The 18,728-nt window shown below is 36.0% G+C and carries 12 protein-coding genes and 1 pseudogene; 6 read left to right on the forward strand and 7 right to left on the reverse strand.

What is annotated here, in order from left to right; all coding sequences use genetic code 11:
• Complete coding sequence (locus tag GL2_RS18175) at nucleotides 1-420, reverse strand: DUF2796 domain-containing protein (RefSeq protein ID WP_143732144.1); 420 nt, start codon at nucleotides 418-420, stop codon at nucleotides 1-3.
• Between the two features lie 107 nt (nucleotides 421-527).
• Entirely contained in the window at nucleotides 528-827 is a 300-nt protein-coding gene (locus GL2_RS18180) for a MerC domain-containing protein (RefSeq protein WP_232053680.1), read from the reverse strand.
• A gap of 1,053 nt (nucleotides 828-1,880) precedes the next feature.
• Between GL2_RS18180 and GL2_RS18185 the strand changes: the two genes are divergently transcribed.
• The 5 genes from GL2_RS18185 to GL2_RS18200 all read left to right on the forward strand — a co-directional run bounded on the left by GL2_RS18185 (nucleotide 1,881) and on the right by GL2_RS18200 (nucleotide 4,877).
• Complete coding sequence (locus GL2_RS18185; RefSeq protein WP_143732148.1) at nucleotides 1,881-2,867, forward strand: alpha/beta hydrolase; 987 nt, start codon at nucleotides 1,881-1,883, stop codon at nucleotides 2,865-2,867.
• 159 nt (nucleotides 2,868-3,026) lie between these two features.
• Nucleotides 3,027-3,281: a transposase gene (locus tag GL2_RS18190; RefSeq protein WP_143732150.1), complete on the forward strand. Its 255-nt coding sequence runs from the start codon at nucleotides 3,027-3,029 to the stop codon at nucleotides 3,279-3,281.
• A gap of 202 nt (nucleotides 3,282-3,483) precedes the next feature.
• Nucleotides 3,484-3,795 (forward strand): DDE-type integrase/transposase/recombinase, encoded by a 312-nt coding sequence (locus tag GL2_RS22470; protein WP_370452075.1) that lies wholly within the window; start codon nucleotides 3,484-3,486, stop codon nucleotides 3,793-3,795.
• 120 nt (nucleotides 3,796-3,915) lie between these two features.
• Nucleotides 3,916-4,074, forward strand: coding sequence for an IS3 family transposase (locus GL2_RS22475; RefSeq protein WP_370452076.1), 159 nt, complete (start codon nucleotides 3,916-3,918; stop codon nucleotides 4,072-4,074).
• Nucleotides 4,075-4,127: 53 nt separating this feature from the next.
• Nucleotides 4,128-4,877, forward strand: coding sequence for a class I SAM-dependent methyltransferase (locus tag GL2_RS18200; protein ID WP_172621199.1), 750 nt, complete (start codon nucleotides 4,128-4,130; stop codon nucleotides 4,875-4,877).
• 132 nt (nucleotides 4,878-5,009) lie between these two features.
• On the opposite strand, the gene GL2_RS18205 is transcribed toward GL2_RS18200, so the two are convergent.
• The gene (locus GL2_RS18205; RefSeq protein WP_143732155.1) at nucleotides 5,010-6,188 is read right to left on the reverse strand and encodes an aspartate aminotransferase family protein; all 1,179 of its coding nucleotides are present in this window, start codon (nucleotides 6,186-6,188) and stop codon (nucleotides 5,010-5,012) included.
• Nucleotides 6,189-6,257: 69 nt separating this feature from the next.
• Complete coding sequence (locus GL2_RS18210; protein ID WP_172621200.1) at nucleotides 6,258-12,494, reverse strand: non-ribosomal peptide synthetase; 6,237 nt, start codon at nucleotides 12,492-12,494, stop codon at nucleotides 6,258-6,260.
• Between the two features lie 325 nt (nucleotides 12,495-12,819).
• On the opposite strand from GL2_RS18210, the pseudogene GL2_RS18215 reads away from it, so the two are divergent.
• Nucleotides 12,820-13,776: pseudogene (locus tag GL2_RS18215) on the forward strand (IS30 family transposase).
• 90 nt (nucleotides 13,777-13,866) lie between these two features.
• Here GL2_RS18215 and GL2_RS18220 read toward each other — a convergent pair.
• The 3 genes from GL2_RS18220 to asnB form a co-directional block, all read right to left on the reverse strand.
• Entirely contained in the window at nucleotides 13,867-15,258 is a 1,392-nt protein-coding gene (locus tag GL2_RS18220; RefSeq protein ID WP_143732159.1) for an MFS transporter, read from the reverse strand.
• Nucleotides 15,259-15,341: 83 nt separating this feature from the next.
• Nucleotides 15,342-16,343 (reverse strand): TauD/TfdA family dioxygenase, encoded by a 1,002-nt coding sequence (locus tag GL2_RS18225; RefSeq protein ID WP_197736476.1) that lies wholly within the window; start codon nucleotides 16,341-16,343, stop codon nucleotides 15,342-15,344.
• Between the two features lie 67 nt (nucleotides 16,344-16,410).
• Nucleotides 16,411-18,423: an asparagine synthase (glutamine-hydrolyzing) gene (asnB, locus tag GL2_RS18230; RefSeq protein WP_143732162.1), complete on the reverse strand. Its 2,013-nt coding sequence runs from the start codon at nucleotides 18,421-18,423 to the stop codon at nucleotides 16,411-16,413.
• Between the last annotated feature and the right edge of the window lie 305 nt (nucleotides 18,424-18,728).

The raw sequence follows: 18,728 nt of genomic DNA on the forward strand, positions 1-18,728 counted from the left end.
CTATTTCATTTGCAGTTTGTTGTCTTTAACAGTGAGCAGTTCAGCACCCTGTCGACCGGAGCTGACCCATTGCACTGCAATCCCATGAATACCGGGAAATCTCTCAAACAGGGTAACAATAACGCTGTTGAACTGTGCCAGATTATCACACTTGAATTCATAGCTAGCATGGAAACCGCTATGTACCGAACTATCACTGCTAACTTCAGCGCTATAAGGCACCTCAACATCCACGCTTCGGGGCTTACAATTGGTTCCAACAAACTCCAAGAAAAGATCAGGCTTAGAGAGTTCGAGAGACACTTGATCCAACAACTGCTGTTGAGCATGGCTGCGTGGCGCGTGCTCAAACCCCACCAGATTGGCTGAAGGTGACTCCAGCTCGATACGGATTCTATCTACCTCGGCCACCAGGTACATTATTGCCTCACCGTGAGTATGCCCCCCATATCTCCGGCAACTGGACCGGCAAAAAACAAAGCAACCAACGGAACCCGTGCAAAATTCATTATCCTCACCTAATCAACTTAAGCCACTCGATATATCAAGCGCTGGTTTACCCAGTGGGCGATGATTAACAAGCCAGCACCGAGGATGCTGGCGACTAGCTCCCATGCTCCCTCCAGGTAAAGCGCCCCAACCAATAGCAGTGCCCCAGAGAAGCCCACGACCATTACCGCATAGCGTTGATGACGTCGACAGGAGGCTGGGAAGCTGGCCAAAGCCAGGGTCACTACCGGCACGAGCAAAAGCAAGTGGAGAAACTGGTCGTCCTGCAGTGCACCCAATATCCCTAAACCGCCCAATAATGGTAATAAAGGGGTCAAAAGACAGTGCACCAGGCAAACTCCAGAAGCCAAAATCCCTAAAGTATCTCTCACAACAATCCTTTTAATCTTCGAGTATTTAAGACAGGTAGCCATACTTCGACCAACAAAATGATACATTATATCATCCATAAAAGATTTCAAGTCAAACAAGGTAATACGACTAGACGGTCATTAGGTGTCACAAACCAATGACCAGGAACTACTGGGTATGCCCGCCTCAGACAATATGAACGGAAAGCAATTATCACTGCTACATGGACGTCAAAGCCTCCCTTAGTCGCTGATAAGGCTATGAAAACAACACAGGCCCTCGCGGAAACACTAGAGATACTCAGCTTCTTGCTGACTGATATTCTTGACAGCGTTCAGGAACATGGGGGAGTGCCTGAGCTGTCAATGTTGACAGTGTGCCTTTTAGGGCGCTTTAACTTCTGTAATTAATTTATTTTGCCTCGTTAAATTTTGATAAAAATTAAAGAAATAAAAATTACGTAGCTACTACTTTTAAAGCAAAATTTTGTTAATCAGTAACATCCTGCACATGTTGAGAGATTACCCCTCATTGAACAAACAGGAAACAATCCAGAGATGGCGGGGATTAAGAACTTAGTCAATTGCCTAAAATCTCTGAGCATAACGGATGGAATTAAAAGAGATCCAAATGTAGATCGAAACGTCTCACATTGTTAGCTTGTTGGCCGAAGCGAAGATTACTCATATGATATACCTCAAAGATAAGGTCAAAGGATCATGTTGAGTTATAGTCCTGAGTTCACGGGACATGAGAGTCAGATATTTATTTTGCTCCCTTACACATCCTGGGAGGGATCCATTCATGAATTACCAACGGGCTCATCTATTATCATTCGCTAATAGATACTAATTTTTTATAAGGTAACAGATATGCAGATCTAATTTGAGACAGGTCGACTATACTGTAGACCAAGAGCGAGCAGCAGCGGAAGATCATCGGATAAATTATTCATTGAGTATCATGATGATCTAAGTGTCGAATGAATTAATTATAGCTATCAACTACAGCTAAGCATAATGACATTCAAAGAAAATTTAATTAGAGCGAGCATTGTCGCCTTAATATGTCTAGCCACCTCGGCCTGCTCTAAAAGAATTGCCAGATTTATAGAGGAAGCTGAAAACTTCCCTCTTGATGAAGATGTAAGCAATGAAAAAATTGAAGGCCTAGGCTTCAAAAAAGATAAATATTGTCCAGTCAAAATAAACAACTGCATTAGTTATTATTACGGACCACCCTCAACCAGCAACAACCTCCAGTACTCTGTGGAATTTGGAGAGGGAGACAGGAAAAATTTTGTAGAGATTAACTTAAATAGAAATTCTTTAGAAAAACATTACTCTGGCACTGTAATCTTATTACATGGATTTCGAACCTCCAAAGAATTTATGCTTAATTCAGCTCTGTATTTCCGCTTCCTTGGATTTCAGGTTGTTGTTCCTGATCTACTTGGCCATGGCGGTTCTGATGGCAGAAAGAAATATGGGGTAGAAGACAGTAAATATATCAACAATCTTATTGACAGCCTAGTTGAGGAAGGGGTTATCGGCGATGGAGGAATTTATATTGTCGGAAATTCTATGGGCGCCTTAACGGCCACATATATCTCCTCTTTAAGAACAGATATCAGTGGAATCATTCTTTTGGCTCCGATGCCACCATTTGATGAAGCTGTTTACAATTATGCAAAACGTGACCACCCCCTACTAAGCAGAATTATTCCTGAGAGGGACTTCCGTAAGGGTGCACTTTTAGCCTTAAAAAAAGCCGAAGTCAATTTGAATGATACGAAAATACTACCTATTATTAAGTCCTCCCAGGCCCCTACACTACTAATATTCTCAGATTCGGACAAAATTTCTCCTTACGCAGATTTCGAACAGTTGAGTAATGACAACATCAAGATTATCAAAATTCATGACAGGTATCATCCGAGCATGAATACAATAGGGGAAGTCGAACATAAAGCAATCATTAGTTGGCTCAACACAACTCAAAATTAATCTCATAAAAATGAGGATAAACTCCCCTATTACAACCTTGACGGCCAACTCTCTCATATTCTAGTGATGCAGGAGTTGTACTGGTCTAATCTTTCCGGACACTTCGCTAAGATGATAAAACCACCAAGCGAGGTGGAGTATTGACAACGCCGGCAATTCATGCCCGAGTTCAAGAAAGACACTGTAACCCTAGTCTCTGAGCAACGGTATTCGATTTCAAACGTAGTTAAAGCTGTTGGTACCACTACCAACATTCTACGACGCTGGATAAAGGAGCTGGAGCAGGAAGAAGGTGGTGTGAGGCTGAGTGTTGATGAGCGATCTGAATTAAACCGGCTGCGGCGTGAAGTAAGGCAGTTGCGTATGGAGAAGGAGCTCCTAAAAAGGCCAGCGCCTTCTTTGCGGAAGAAATAAAATAAAGTACAACTTTATCAAGAAGCTGCAAGGCAGCTTTCCAGTTAGGGTGATCTGCCGAGTAATGCAGGTAAATAAGAATAGCTATTACGATTGGTGTCGCCGTAATGATAGCTCAATAGATAGCCAAACTTGGTAACTATGCCATAGTTTGGAGGCCTTATTTGCAGAATCCCGACAGAGTCTCAGAAGTCGTCGGTTAATGAAGCTTTTACGCAAGGAAGGCTTTGAAATCGGGCGCTATCTAGTCCGTAAGCTAATGAAAGAGCTAGGATTGGTAGTAAAGTGCAATAAGCGCTTTACACTAACTACAGACAGTAAACGTCAACTGCCGGTCGAAGAGAACCCCCTGAATAGGAAATCCTCACCGAGTGCTAAAAATCAAGTTTGGACTATTGATATTATGTACATCTGGACTTTGCGGGACTCTTTGTACTTGACAGTAATGATTGATTTCTATTCACGCAGGATTGTTGGTTGGCATCTAGATGGCCAAAAGGAACCTCCTTGGTAAGAAGTGCATTGATGATGGCTGTCAATTTGTGTACACCAACAGAGGGGCTTCTACACCACTCTGATCGAGGCAGCCAGTATGCCAATACCTATAAAACGCTGTTGAGACAGTTGAAATGGTGTGTTCAATGATCCACAAGGGAAGTTGTCGGGAAATCTCTATTCGACAAGGGAAGAGGCGATATCCGATTTGAGAGCCTATATTACGTATTACAACTCATATATGTTACAAACAACGCTGGGGTATGTAACCCCCATCAAATTTGAGAAATGTGCTTAAAGTGGTGTCCGGGCGGACTTAAACACAACAGGGTTAAACTTCATAAAAAAGATATGAACATAGAATACTATAAAACAATCGCTAGTTATTATGACATCATCTGTAAAGATCTAGATTTTGATTTAGATTTTTACAAGAGTGAGAAAGTTTATGGAAAGAATGTATTGGAGCTAACATCTGGAACAGGTAGAGTATCAATTCCACTTTTAGAGGCTGGGGCAAAACTGACATGCATTGACATATCACCTGAAATGTTAAAAATACTCAAAGAAAAAATCACTCAACACAAGTACTCTGCAGAAGTCATTTGTGAAGATGTTACTAAAATATCACTGTATCAAAAATTTGAACTAGCGATATTGCCCTTTCATTCATTCATGGAGCTACTCGGCGAGAACAAACAATTATGTACTCTATCTCGTATATATAGAGCTCTGGTTCCCGGTGGTAGATTCCTCTGTCCAATACACAACCCTACCGTGCGTAAAGATTCAGTTAATGGTTGCTTACACTCTATAGGAGTCTATTCATTAGAAGATGGGTTGCTACATGTTTCCGGTTTTGAACAAGGTGGGCACCCTACTGTGGATAGATTTAGATTCTATGAGAAATTTGACAAATCGGGAAAATTAAACTCAAAACATATTGTAAAAATGAAATTTGAATTAATTTCGAAAGATTCTTTTGAGGAAATGGCAAACCGTGTAGGTTTCAAAATTAAAAACATTTATGGCGACTATGAAAGAAATAGTTATTCTGATTCACAAAGTCCGTTTATAATATGGGATCTCGTTAAATCTTAAAGTCATAAAATATTTAGACTTTGGTGTTAAGTTAAGTTTTTGTGGTTACCACCTATAGATGTTAATTGGTAATAACGCAAAAATTGAGCGTTCGATATATGCAAAATTTAATAAAGTTAATATAAGCTATTTTTAAGAATCAAATTTACAAAAAGTATTTGAGAGCGCTCTTACAATCACTTCTATATCTTTATAAGGTATAGTAAGCGGGGGTAAAAGAAGTAATGATTCATTTCGAGGAATTGTTAGTATGTTAAACTTTTCACGTAATAATAGCATGTACTCCTGACTGTCTCCTCTCAGAGCTAAGCTCTTTAGTAAACCCATACCTTTTATACTTTTTAAGCTTCTTCCTATCAAATTCTTACTTAGACAATCAAAAAAGTCTGATTTTTTTTCTGTTTGTTCACATAAGTTAGTTCTTTTAGCATATTCAATAGCTGCCAATCCAGCAGCCATGCTCAATGGATTTCCACCAAAGGTATTACTATGAATACCTTTGGGAAAATTGTCAGCCAACTCTTTTGTCATGGCGAATGCACCAATCGGTAGCCCTCCGCCAATTGCTTTTGCTAATATGATTCCATCTGGAAATGAATCATAATGATTTGTAGCGAACCATTTTCCTGTCCGGCAAAATCCAGTTAAAACCTCGTCAAAAATAAGACATGAACCAAATTTATCTGTCAGTTCTCTTGCGGCTTGCACAAACTCCTTAGTAGCAGCCTCCCCTCCTGAACTACCTTGAACTAATTCAAATACTACTGCTGCTGTATTATTATCAACAGCCCCATGAAGTTCTTCAATATTGTTAAATTCTATAAAAGTGGCTTCATGGATGATACTCTTAAATGGTTCACGAAGTGAGGGGAGCGAAGCAAGGCCTGTCGCACCAAGGGTCAGACCATGATATCCACCTTTACATGCTACAATTTTTGTGCGTTTAGTAGCAGCTAAAGTTACTTTTAACATAGCTTCAGTAGCTTCAGTTCCTGAATTGCATAGATAGATCTTTGATAATCCTTTCGGTAATATGCTGGCTAATGAATTAAGATATTCCGCTCGTTTATTATTTGGATAAGACTGATGACATATAGATAATTTAGCTACTTGATTTTTTACTGCATCAATAATTTCCGGATTCGCATGGCCAACATTCATAACACCCATTCCAGATACACAGTCAATATATATATTGTCCTTCGAATCCCAAACCTTTGAATTTTTACCCTTTACTAGCGCCAAGTGATGCTTATTGCCAAAGTTACAATCATATTTTAACTCAACATCAATTATTTTTTTATCATTCATTTTAAACAAACCATATAATTAGAAATTTACTTTACCTTGCCGAGAAGAAATATTAATTTTCCTTATCATTCATCGACCAACCGGAGGAAAAAAATTAGCTTTAGAAAGATATCTAAAATAAAGTTTCAACAAGGACTTTTCAGGCGAAATAAAACTAACGCCTTGCTCCCATAGCCAGTACCTCATCTTATTATTTTCAACAGGTTTTTTAATCCCTAAAATATCTTTGTTTATCGAATTTAAATAGAATGGTTTTAATGAATATAAAGCATTTTCCTCATCAGTTTCCTCAAGACATTTTATCCAATCGTTATAGTGCAAAAACTTAATTTCGTATCCTACTTTTCTCAATTGAGAGATATAGGTGACCCAGTCAATTGCACAATCATTGAATAGGTTATAAACTTGACTTTTATTTTTCATAGTTAACATAAAGTTAACAATTACACGAGAGGCAACATCTACTGGAAGCATATCTACTATTTTATCAAAATTGGGAGCAGTACCCATTTGTATACACCCCTTGGTGAACAGCTGGAAATGGTCTTTACTATAACTGCAAACGCCTGTTTTACTATGGCCTGTTACCCGCCCAAGTCTGTATATATAAACAGGATGACCAATGTCTCTAAGATCAGTGAGTATTTTCTCCGAAACCCATTTCGACCGATAATACCCCATTGAGGATGTCAATAGTTCTCCTTCAGGAAAATCTTCGGCCAATTCTCCCCTATTAGTATTTTTGGTTGCAGCACCAATTGTTGAGATATAATGCATAGGCTTTATACATTTTGTTCTAGCAATCTTAATAAGCTCAACAGTGCCTAGAACATTTACAGAACGTAGAGCATCATATGGAAGAACGTGATTTACATGAGCACCGCAGTGTAGAATTAAGTCTATTTTATCGCAAAGAAAATTGTATAAATTTTTATCTAAATCTAATAAGGGTTCTCTAAGATCGCCCCTCATAAAAATCACACGTTTATCAATATCTCGATGAGACAATTGATATTTATTTAATGAACCATTTACTCTTTCTATCAACCCATATTCCGAATCAGATCTAATAACACAATATATATTAGCCTTAGTTGTATTTAGAAGCTCAATTAAGAGATGGGAACCAACAAATCCTGTAACCCCTGTTAATAATATATTATTAACATTTCGTGATTGGAATTTTACATTTTCACTTGGAATCTTAAAGCTAGATAGCTTGTGATCATTGTTTATTTCCGGTAATTCAGTGTCGATATTACTATTTTCTTCGAGATCAAGTAAGTTGCCTAGCTGTCTAACAGTAGGGTTATTAAAAAAATCAAAATAAGATATATTCACCTCAAATTCTTTATTTATTTTCGCCAGAACACCTATGAGACTTATAGAATTTCCACCAAGTTTAAAAAAATTATCAAATATACCAACCTTATCTATCGTAAGATGTTCTTGCCAAATACCAGAAATTTTTCTCTCTACATCTGATACCGATGGCAATACAATCTCTTTTGTGAGATTGGAAGGATCTGGTAATGCGCCCCTATCGATCTTACCATTAGTTGTCATTGGGAAACGTTTCAATTTTAGATAAAAAGTAGGCAAAGCATAACTTGGAAGAACTCGAGAAATCAGGTTTATAATTTTTATTTTTGTTAACAATGAACTCTCATCCAAAATGTAGTAAGCAACGATGTGCTTTATGTTACCAATGCGCTTTATATCTAAATACACATGTTCTATTCCTTTTATAGCGAGCAATGCTCCCTCTACCTCGTTTAATTCAACACGATACCCTCTTATTTTTACTTGGGAATCATCACGGCCAATATATTCTAAATTCCCATCAGCTAATTTTCTCACTAGATCCCCAGTCCTATATAAAAAGCCACACCTGCCTAGTTTATCATTATAATCAAAATTTGAATTATATAAGAAATGCCTACGTGTTAAGCTAGCATTATTCAAATAGCCGGAAGATACCCCTAAACCACCAATAAATAACTCTCCAATTATTCCATTGGGCACAGGTATTCCATTTTTATTTAAAATATATATTTTCTTCCCAGGTATTGGCTTACCTATTGGAACTGACTTACGTTTCACAGGCTTATCAATATAGTAAATGCAAGAAAAAACTGTACACTCGGTGGGACCATATCCATTTATTATGTGTTTTGGCTTATACTTAGATGCCAGCATAGAATTAATTAAATTAACATCAAGAGGCTCCCCCCCGACTAGTAAGAACTTAATATTTTTAAATATTGAAGGTTCAGATGTAAATAATTCATTACACAGTGTCTTTGTCAACCATAAAATATTTATGCCATATTTTTCAAAGAAGTTATTTAATCCTTTCGGATTTGATATTAACTCTTTAAACTGCTTTGGTATAATTAACTTTAGCCCTAAACTCAAGGGGAATAATATCTCAAAAATAGATGCGTCAAATGCAGGGGATGCAAAAAAAGTAAAGGTATCATTTGACTCTAAATTTATAAATTTACTACAAATGAAGTCAAAAATATTCTTATATGAAAGCATAACACCTTTTGGGTTGCCGGTTGTTCCCGAGGTGAAAATTATACATGCTATGTTATTTAGGTTTTTCTTTATTTTAATATTTTTTTTGCTTACATTTATATACTTCAATTCATCGAGTTTAACCACATCATAATCTACATCATCTGAGAATTTGCCAGCATGACAGGTATGCGTTAATATAGTTCGACACATACTATTTTCTAAAATATTTATAGTGCGTTGTATTGGATCCTCGGTACACATCGGTAAATATGTACCACCTATCTTCATTACAGCCAATATACTAATTATGAAATCAGGACATCTTTCTAGATATATAGAAAATATTAATTTATTTCTACTTGTATTATTTTCTAGCAATATTCTAGCAAGCTGGTTGGATAATTCATTAAGCTCTTTGTAAGTTAAGCGCAATCCATCAAAACAGATAGACACTCCTTCTGGATTATTCTTTACTTGACTTTCAAATAAGCCGATCACACTTCCTTCTTGGGAACTTATTGGTACTAGATGTTGTCTATTAGACGCTACCTCCCTAAAATTATACTTTTCGAAAATCATTTTTTGATTTAATTCTGATAAAGTAATATTCGGGTCTTGTAAACATGCATCAAGAATATTTATATAATTTGATATCATGCCATAGATAGTAGATCTTTCAAATAAATCTGCATTATATTCCCAGGTCATCAAAAAATCACATTTCTCTAAGTTCTTTTTTTCTTGTCTTTGTACTTTTGGGATAAATATAATGTTGAGATCCATCTTAGCGCTTTTATTATGCTGGGGAGTTATCACGCCACTCAATTTTTCCCACTTTAAATCAGATAATGGGGCATCATGAAATCCAAATAATACTTGGAAAAGGGGGTTTGTGGTCAATGAGAAATCTAAGCATACTTCTTTCGCTATTTCGAAAAATGGAATATGCTGCCATTTTTCGGCATCCCTCAGAGATTTAGCTGTTTTCGACAATAGTTCGTTGAACGTTTCATTATGTTTAACTGCTAAATTCAATGGGAAAGTATTTACAATCATCCCCATTAGGGGTTCTAAATCCTTTATTGACCGGTTTGCGTTAGAAGTACCGATCAGCATTTTATCCTGACGGCAATAAATACTCATCAAATATCCAAAAACTGCAAGACAAATTGGATATAGTGTTTTCTCATGCTCATGGGCGAATCTTTCTAATTTGCTAAGCAATCTATTGGGTAGAGGAACATCTAATCTTTCTCCCTGATAGTTGTTTACAACGGGCCTAGGGAAGTCAGTTGGCAATCCTAATCGATGTGGTATACCTGAGCACTTCTTTTTAAATGCATTGATTCCTTTTTTTATCTCTAAAGTAGGTAAAGACCTTCTTTGCCATAATACAAAGTCACTATATTGAATAGGTAACTTCTCAATTACTGGATTGATGCCTTTAGAAAACTGGCCGTATAATATATTTAGCTCATAAGAAAATACTGCAACGGACCAACCATCATGTAAAAAATGATGATCAGTTTGTAATAAAATATTTTCTTTATCGCTAATTTTAAAAAGAGTCCATGTAATCAATGGCAGCTCTTCGAGATTAAAGTGGACTTTAACCCTTCTTTCTATTTCTTTCGAAATGGCATCTTTTACTTCATCTCTATCAATTTTTATTAAATTAATTATCTCTATTTCAGCTTCCCAAGGGGGATTCATTTTTTGTATTGGATATCCATTGTCTTTCTCATCAGCATGAAAAGTTGTCCTCCATATTTCATGCCTTTCTATCATAGAATCAAGGGAAGACTTCAAAGCGCCAATATCTAACTCTCCATAAAAGTGCACAGTAAATTGAGCGTTGTAAGCCAAACTTTGATGCGATGTTTGATGGATAAACCATAGTGGTAATTGCTGATAACTCAAAGGTACATTAGTTTTAGTATTGGATTTTTTTATCCTATTGGGGCTGGCTGCATTACTACATGCTTTTTTATTAGATACACTTTCAATCCGTTTTAGAATGGAATTAAAAGAACACTTATCGAAAATAAATTTCACATCATGAGAAATATTAAATTCTCTTTTTAAGGTATTTGAGAGCCTTATAAGTAATAAGGAATTGAAGCCTTGTGAAACTAAACTTTCAGACAGACTAGTTATAGGTCTACCTATTAGTTCAGTCAATATTTGGAGAAGTTTTTCTGCATTAGTAGAGAGCGAAAGGTTTTTTTGAACTGATACTATTTTTGGTAATTTACCTCTATCAATCTTGCCATTTTGAGTTAGTGGGATTTCATCCATATAAATATATGTAGATGGTAACATATAATTAGGCAATTCAGCTGATAATTTTATTTCGATATCTTCTTTTTTTATATGAGAATTTTCATTTAAAGTATAATATACAACTAAATTTCTACATTCATGATCACTCTCGGCTATGACTATAGCCTGCTCAACGCCATTGATTCCCACTATTAAGCTTTCAATTTCTCTTAACTCAATTCTATAGCCTCTAATTTTAACTTGGTCGTCATTTCTACCTAAATATTTTAATTTCCCATCCGGAAGAAGCATCACCATATCACCAGTTCTATACAGCCTGCTACAACCATTTATTAAATTATCTTGATCAGGAAATATATTCTCTATAAATTTTTCTTTTGTTAATTTATCGTTATTTATATACCCTCTGGCTAGACCTAATCCACCTATAAGTAACTCTCCAACTTCTCCATAACTTACGTGCTTATTATTTTTATCGACTATATATAATTTAATCCCAGAATATGGCTCACCTATTAAACCCTCTTCTGTAGTTTGTATTTTTTGACAAATTGTTACCCCTACAGTTGCCTCAGTAGGGCCATACTCATCGTGTATAATTTCTACAAATTTGGATATTTTTTCAACTTGATAGGTTGTTAGCTTCTCGCCTCCAATAAAGGCTTGCCTAATTTTATAACCATTAAAACTTGAATCAGGGATAAGAGAAAAATATGATGGAGTGGATTTTACAAAATCTATTTTATTATCAATGAGGTGCTTTACATACAAATCAGTATCTTCTAGAGAACCAGAATAAATACATATCTGCTTACCTAACATAAGAGCCACGATAGTTGTGGTCACGCTCAGATCGAAAGAAAGACTTGTGGAATAGTCTATGCGTTTAACTTCACCTAAAAGTATACTGGAAACATTGATCATATAATTGACTACAGATCTCTGCTCTATCATGACACCTTTGGGGTGTCCGGTACTTCCTGAAGTATATATAATATATGCCAAATCATTGACATCACTAGAGTAGCTTAAATTTTTATTAGATTTATTGTTATACAAACTAGGATTTAAGGCAATAACTTTACTTTCGCTTATTGACGATAATTTTTTTGCTAGCTTATCTTCCGTTAAAATAAATTTTATATTAGCATCTGACAAAATATATCTAACTCTGTTTTCAGGGTATTCTGGATCAATCGGTGTATATGCAGCTCCAGCTTTGAGTACAGCAATAATACTAAGTATCATTTCAACACTTTTGCTCATGCATATTCCAACTATCAAATTTATAGTTGAACTTAACTCAAGAGTACTACATTCATCTCGAATAAATCTAGCTAGCTTATTTGCTGTTTCATTAATTTCACTATAAGTATAATTTTTACCTTCAAAGGTAATAGCGATATCGTTTGGTTTCTCTTTAACTACGTTTTCAAAGATTTCAGAGATACAATTTTGATTATATTTTTCTTGTATTTGTTTGATATTTTTGGACATCATTATTTCCCAGCTAAGTAAATATTTAGAGGATATTTGCGTATTAGATATATAAAATTAATGGTATATTCAGACATCTATGTTTTGGAATGGCACCCTTAATTAGGCTTCGAAACTAATGGAATAGTTTCATTTCTCCATTTAAACAGGTTTGTATTTTCCAAAATATAAACCTCCGCTAGGATCATAGCTAAATCAAGATCCACGATGTGAATAAGGGTGCCTTTATTTATTAAATAACTTGATTTCGGATAATAAGTGCAATTAGTAAGGGAGGACTCAGCTGGTAGAGTTGGCACCTATCCCAACCAAGAGAAAGGCACTGATGAGCTACAACCAACTGAGCGAGAACGAACGATACCAGATTTACAGCTTAAGAAACTCAGAAAGCAATAGCAAAATTGTTAGAGAGGCATCCCTCGACGATCATCCGAGAGCTGCGTCGTAATACAGGTTTACGAGGATATCGGTCAGCACAAGCACATACGCTTGCGGAGCTAAGACGCCATCAAGCGTATAAGGCACAGAAAGTGACTGATAGCGTGTGGCAACAAATAGATATCCTAACTCGGAAAGAATTAAGTCCTCAGCGGGCCGCAAGCTATTTAAGGAAGCATACGGGTGTATCGTTACATCATGAGACGATCTATCAAATTATTATTTAGATCAGACAAATGGTGGAGACTTATACAAGCATCTTAGGGTTGTACCTGAGCGCTATCGCAAGCGCTACGGGAATTATGATCGACGCGGAAAGATCAAAAACAGAGTGAGCATAGATGATCGGCCAGCTGTTGTTGATCGGATGAATCGGATAGGTGACTGGGAAGGCGATACCGTTATAGGCAAGGGACGTGGCGGAGCTTTACTGACTATGCTTGAACGCAAGACGTTATTTACGGTTATTGTTGGATTGACAGGTAAACGATCAGACCTGTTGGCTGAAGCGGCGGTTAGTCATATGGTGAGATTCAAAGATAAAATCAAAACAATTACCTTCGACAATGTTCTAGAATTCGCTGGTCATGAAACGATTGCGAAAGACTTAGGCGCTGCTATTTACTTTGCTCACCCATACTCATCTTGGGAGTGGGGGATCAATGAAAATACTAACGGCCTCATTTGACAGTATTTCCCAAAGGGTACCGACTTTAATAAAGTAACAGACGAGCAGGTTCAATTTGTAATGGATCGCCTGAATAGCAGACCAAGAGCAAGTCGGGGTGCAAGGTCGCCGAATGAATTATTTATGGGGCAACAAGATGATCTCCTTGCAGCATAAAGGAATTGTAGTTATTACTTTAACCAAAATAGATTTCTTTATAAGGAAGGTCTACATTACTTAGCTATACACAAAATTAATAACTTTTTACTATTTCCAATTTTTTGTTATAGATCCTTCGCTAACATAAAAGATACAAATTATAAATCCAGCAAGCGCAAGATAAGCGTTTACGGTAAAAGCACGACTTATCCCCGTTAAAAAATCCGGTGCTAATGCGACAATTGTTGTACTCAGTCCTAAACCGAGTGATCCGCCCATAATGTCAAGCATATAAATAATACCACCAGCCAAGCTTGCTCTGGAAGAATCGACTACAGTAATAGCGAGTGTTGTAATCGTGGAGAAAAACATTCCTATACCAGCTCCAAGAAGAATCAACCCAGAAACCATCTGTAAATTGCTGCTATATTTATGAATATGAGCTAGTATAAACATCCCAATAAATACACATAGTGCACCAGCCGAAGCAAGTGATTTAGCACCTAATTTTTTATAAAATTGTCCAGATACATATGATACGCAACCGAGTGCTAACATCATCGGTAATAGACTTAACCCAATAGAAATTACGGAATTACCGTTAGTAAAATTAAGATATTGTGGTACAAGTAGTAGTGCGGTAAGAAATACTACTGAAATTAATAGGGTTGAAATTCCAGCAAATAAAAATTTATAGTTACCAATCACATCGGATGGAATTAGAGCGCTCTTCCCTTCTTTATATTCTACAATGCTAAAAATTCCAATGAATACAAAAAATGCACTAATTAAGATAACAATCAGTGGGCTTTTGAAACCCATATCAACCGAAAGATCTAAAGCAATGAGTATACATAAAAGTGAGATTGATAATGTAGCTACACCCATATAGTCTATTTTTTTATTGTCCACCTCAATATCAATTTTTGGAACTAGCTTATAAAATAGGAAAATTAATACCCCCGTAAACGGAATGTTTACAAAAAGAATCCAACGCCAACTCATTAAATCGGTTAAGACCCCACCAATGATTGGTCCTATTGCGTTGGATATACCGACTATTGCAACAATCATACCCCCAGCAAAACCTGACTGCTCACCGGGCATAAAGTCGTAAATCATTCCTAGTAGCGCTGGCCACATCAACGCGACACCGATCCCCATTAAGGAGCGAAATACAATTAACAGTCCTATATTATCGGAAATTCCTGCTAAAATTGAGAAAAAAATAAAAATGATAGCGCCCCAAATAAACATTTTGCGCCGCCCAAACATATCTGCCACACGCCCGCCGGTAATAATAAGTACACCCAGTACCAGGGTATAACCATTGATAATCCATTGTACGGTCGTAAGATTTACTTCAAACTCTCTTTGAATACTGGGTATAGCGACTGGCAAAGCAGTAAAATCATACCCCAATAAAAAAACTGCTAAATATAAGACAACTAATTTGGATTCCTGTGAGCTAACACACAAAACTTTTCCTTTTAGTAGCATTTTTATCCATATACTCCTCTGATAGTTATACTAGATTAAAATTATTCTAATTGAATAGTTTACAAATCCACATGCCAATCAAATTATAAAAGACGTGGGCTAGTCATAATTACATTGGAATTTTTTGCGCAGCCCATACCCACTACTACTTGACGTTCCCCGGTGTATGGCTCTCTTCCATGTGAAAAATGCATGTTGTCCAATAGGAGAATATCATTCTCTTTCCACATAAATGATATTAAATTCTGTTTATATATCATTCTTATTTCATCTAAGTCATTAGAGTCAATAAAACTTCCATCTCCATAACATGCACTCCTAGGTAATTCGCTTTCTTTTTTAAGTAAAAGAAGTGTCTCACGAATTTCTTTCTCTAGATTGCTAATGTGAAATAAATGAGCCTGATTAAACCATATTTTATCACCAGATACAGGATGTTCAGCTGATGCTTGATTCACTTGTTTAGTTTTTAAATGTTCATCTCCAATCCACTCAAAATCTATTTTATTATATTTGCAGAATGCCTCTACTTCATTCTTTTTCTCTGTCTGAAATACATCTTTCCATGGCAAATCTATATCAGAATAGTTACGGATATACATCACGCCTTTTTCTTCAAACTTGCTCCTGATTCTATTTGGTATCTTACTATATACTTCACGACTATCGCATATTGGAGTTTCTCCACCGTTTTCAGCAGGCTTTATACACATAAAGCCGATCCGCATTGGCCAACTGTTGAAGTATGAATTCTCATTATGTTGAGGGATCGTTTGATCTGAATAGTATTCGGTCGCAGTATATACTCTATTTTCCAATTCAGTACGAGGTGTAGATCGATATGTATAGTTGAGTAAATCATCATTAAATAAGATAGATAATACCTTTCCAAAATCTCTAACTCCAGAAAACGTAAGCCCTCTAATTAGGAGGGCTCCACTATCTCTAATTAGCCGATCTATATCCTCATGACATTCTCTTGCCCATTCAAAGATGTCTAACCCCTCAACTTCAACTTCAAGAAGCATTTTTTTTCCATTTAACTCCAGCAAATCTTTGTGTGATACATTTTTTAAAGTTTTCAAAACCTGAAGACTCCACTTTATTTGCATTTTAAATGCAATTGGAAATATATAAACATATCAACAATCCTCAACCCACCAACCACCCCAACTCTTGCGCTTTCATGTATGCCAACTTCGGGATATTTTTAGAAACAAAATAATGATGTAAAATTTGAACACTTAAGGCATTATTAATTAAGGTGTCTAACTGTGCCTTACAACTAAAATTTATCGTGGGATCTTCATACCGTTTAATAATTTTTTTTACTTCCTTGTGGTCAAAAAGACCTGAATCATTTAATATTTTTTTGCCTAAAAACCGGTCAGTCAAATTTTTCATAAATACCCAGTTTGTTGGCTTTGAGTGGCCTGGAGGTGCCATAAATGCAAATTTCTGTTTATTATAAATCTTCTTCGGAAGTAATTCCTTCATTGCTTTTCTTAGAATATACTTTTCTGTTGTTCCATTAATCTTTAAATTAGGCGGTATAGTAGCCGCAAACTCAGCTAAGTGATGATCTAAAAATGGAGGCCGCGCTTCAATTGAATTAGCCATATCAACACGATCTCCGCCGCATGTTAATATCTGCCCTTCTAACATAGTTTTGATCCACATGTACTGAGCTTTATCCAAAGGATGTCTTCCAGCCATCTTGCCTAAATCAAGCGCGTCTACTATAGCGTCTCCAGCGTCATAATCTTTCAAGCTAACAGATAATTCTTTATCCATAATTTTGGTAACAAGTGGATCGTATTGAAGCCAAGCCTGGAAAAATGATGGTGTAAAACCTATCTTTTTTTCTATTCCTGGGGATGATAGTGCATTACAAGAAAACATACATCCTTTAAATATTTCATTTTGTTTCTCCAGGTCATTTAGTAACTTTTGAATTTTTTTAGGGTTTTTATTATTCAAACCATACTTATACATATCCTGCCGAAAAAATGGATATCCAGAGAATAATTCATCAGCCCCCTCACCAGTCAAAACCACCTTATAATCATGCTCATAAACTTTTTTACTCATTATATATTTTGCTACTGCATAACAATTATCTATGGTTCGTTCAGTATGCCAAATTGTTTTAGCATATTCTTTATATAGATGTTCCGATTGAATATTAAGTACAAATGGATCTGCATCTGTTTTATGTACCATACTTAATGCATCTTGAGTTTCGTCATATTCGACACTATCGAACCCAATTGTAAATGTTTTTAAAGGGGTTTGAGATAACTCAGAGGCAATTCCTAAAATTGAACAGGAATCAATACCTCCTGAGACATAACAGCCGACAGGGACATCACTATTCATACGAAGTTGTACGGCATTAATTAAATTCTCCCTTATACCCTCGATATAGTACTCTTCGTCTTCTGTGGATGATTTATCGAGGACAGAGAAACTGATATCCCAGTATTTCTCTTCGCTTACCTCAATACTATTATTAACTCTTTTACATTTAAGAATACAGCCTGGATTGACTTGATTAACCCCTTTAAAAGCAGTAGTTCCAGGGATTATGACTTGGATTAATTGATGATATAATAGCTCACCGGTAAACTGTGGCTGAGTACTCGGATGTGAAAATATAGCCTTCAACTCAGATCCAAATATAATGCCATCGTGCGTTTCGGTCCAATATAGAGGTTTTATTCCAAAACGATCTCTCACCAACCACAGGCAATCTTCATATTTATCATAGATCGCAAATGCGAACTCACCTCTTAAAATTCTTGCAGCTCTATTTACTCCTAATTTTGAGCACAGGTGAAGAACAATTTCTGAATCACTTTTGCTTTCGAATTTGACACCAACTACGCTTAATTGAGCTCTTATTTTTTGATAGTCATAAGTTTCGCCATTATGTACTAAGTAATAATTACTATCCTTTGATATGTATGGTTGTTTCCCTCGATCTATATCTAAATCAATTATTGCTAGCCTAACATGACTCATACCTAAACCAAGATTCTTTAAACTAATATAGCCGTAACCATCTGGTCCACGATGTGCTTGGATTGCAGCCATATTAATTAATAATTGTTCCTCTACATAATTATTTCTACAGTGGTTAAATACACCTGCAATTCCACACATATGATCCTCTAATTTTCACTACATTCAAATTAGGGTTATCTGCCTCTCCAAAATATAGTAATTGTGAAGTATATGTCTTGTATTTTTGACAAACCTTATGCTAAACATGAAAAATTTATATTTAAAGAGTTAATCATTATAATATTTCCGCATAAAACATTTATCTATTTTCAACAGCTATACTGAGCATGATTATGTAGGTATTTTGTGTTAATCAAATCTCCGACTCTTAAAACATTATTAATGATTTCAACCAGCCATAAGAATATTTATATGTCAGTATAATGCTATGCACTTTACACTAA

The organism is Microbulbifer sp. GL-2, from assembly GCF_007183175.1.
Lineage (GTDB): Bacteria > Pseudomonadota > Gammaproteobacteria > Pseudomonadales > Cellvibrionaceae > Microbulbifer.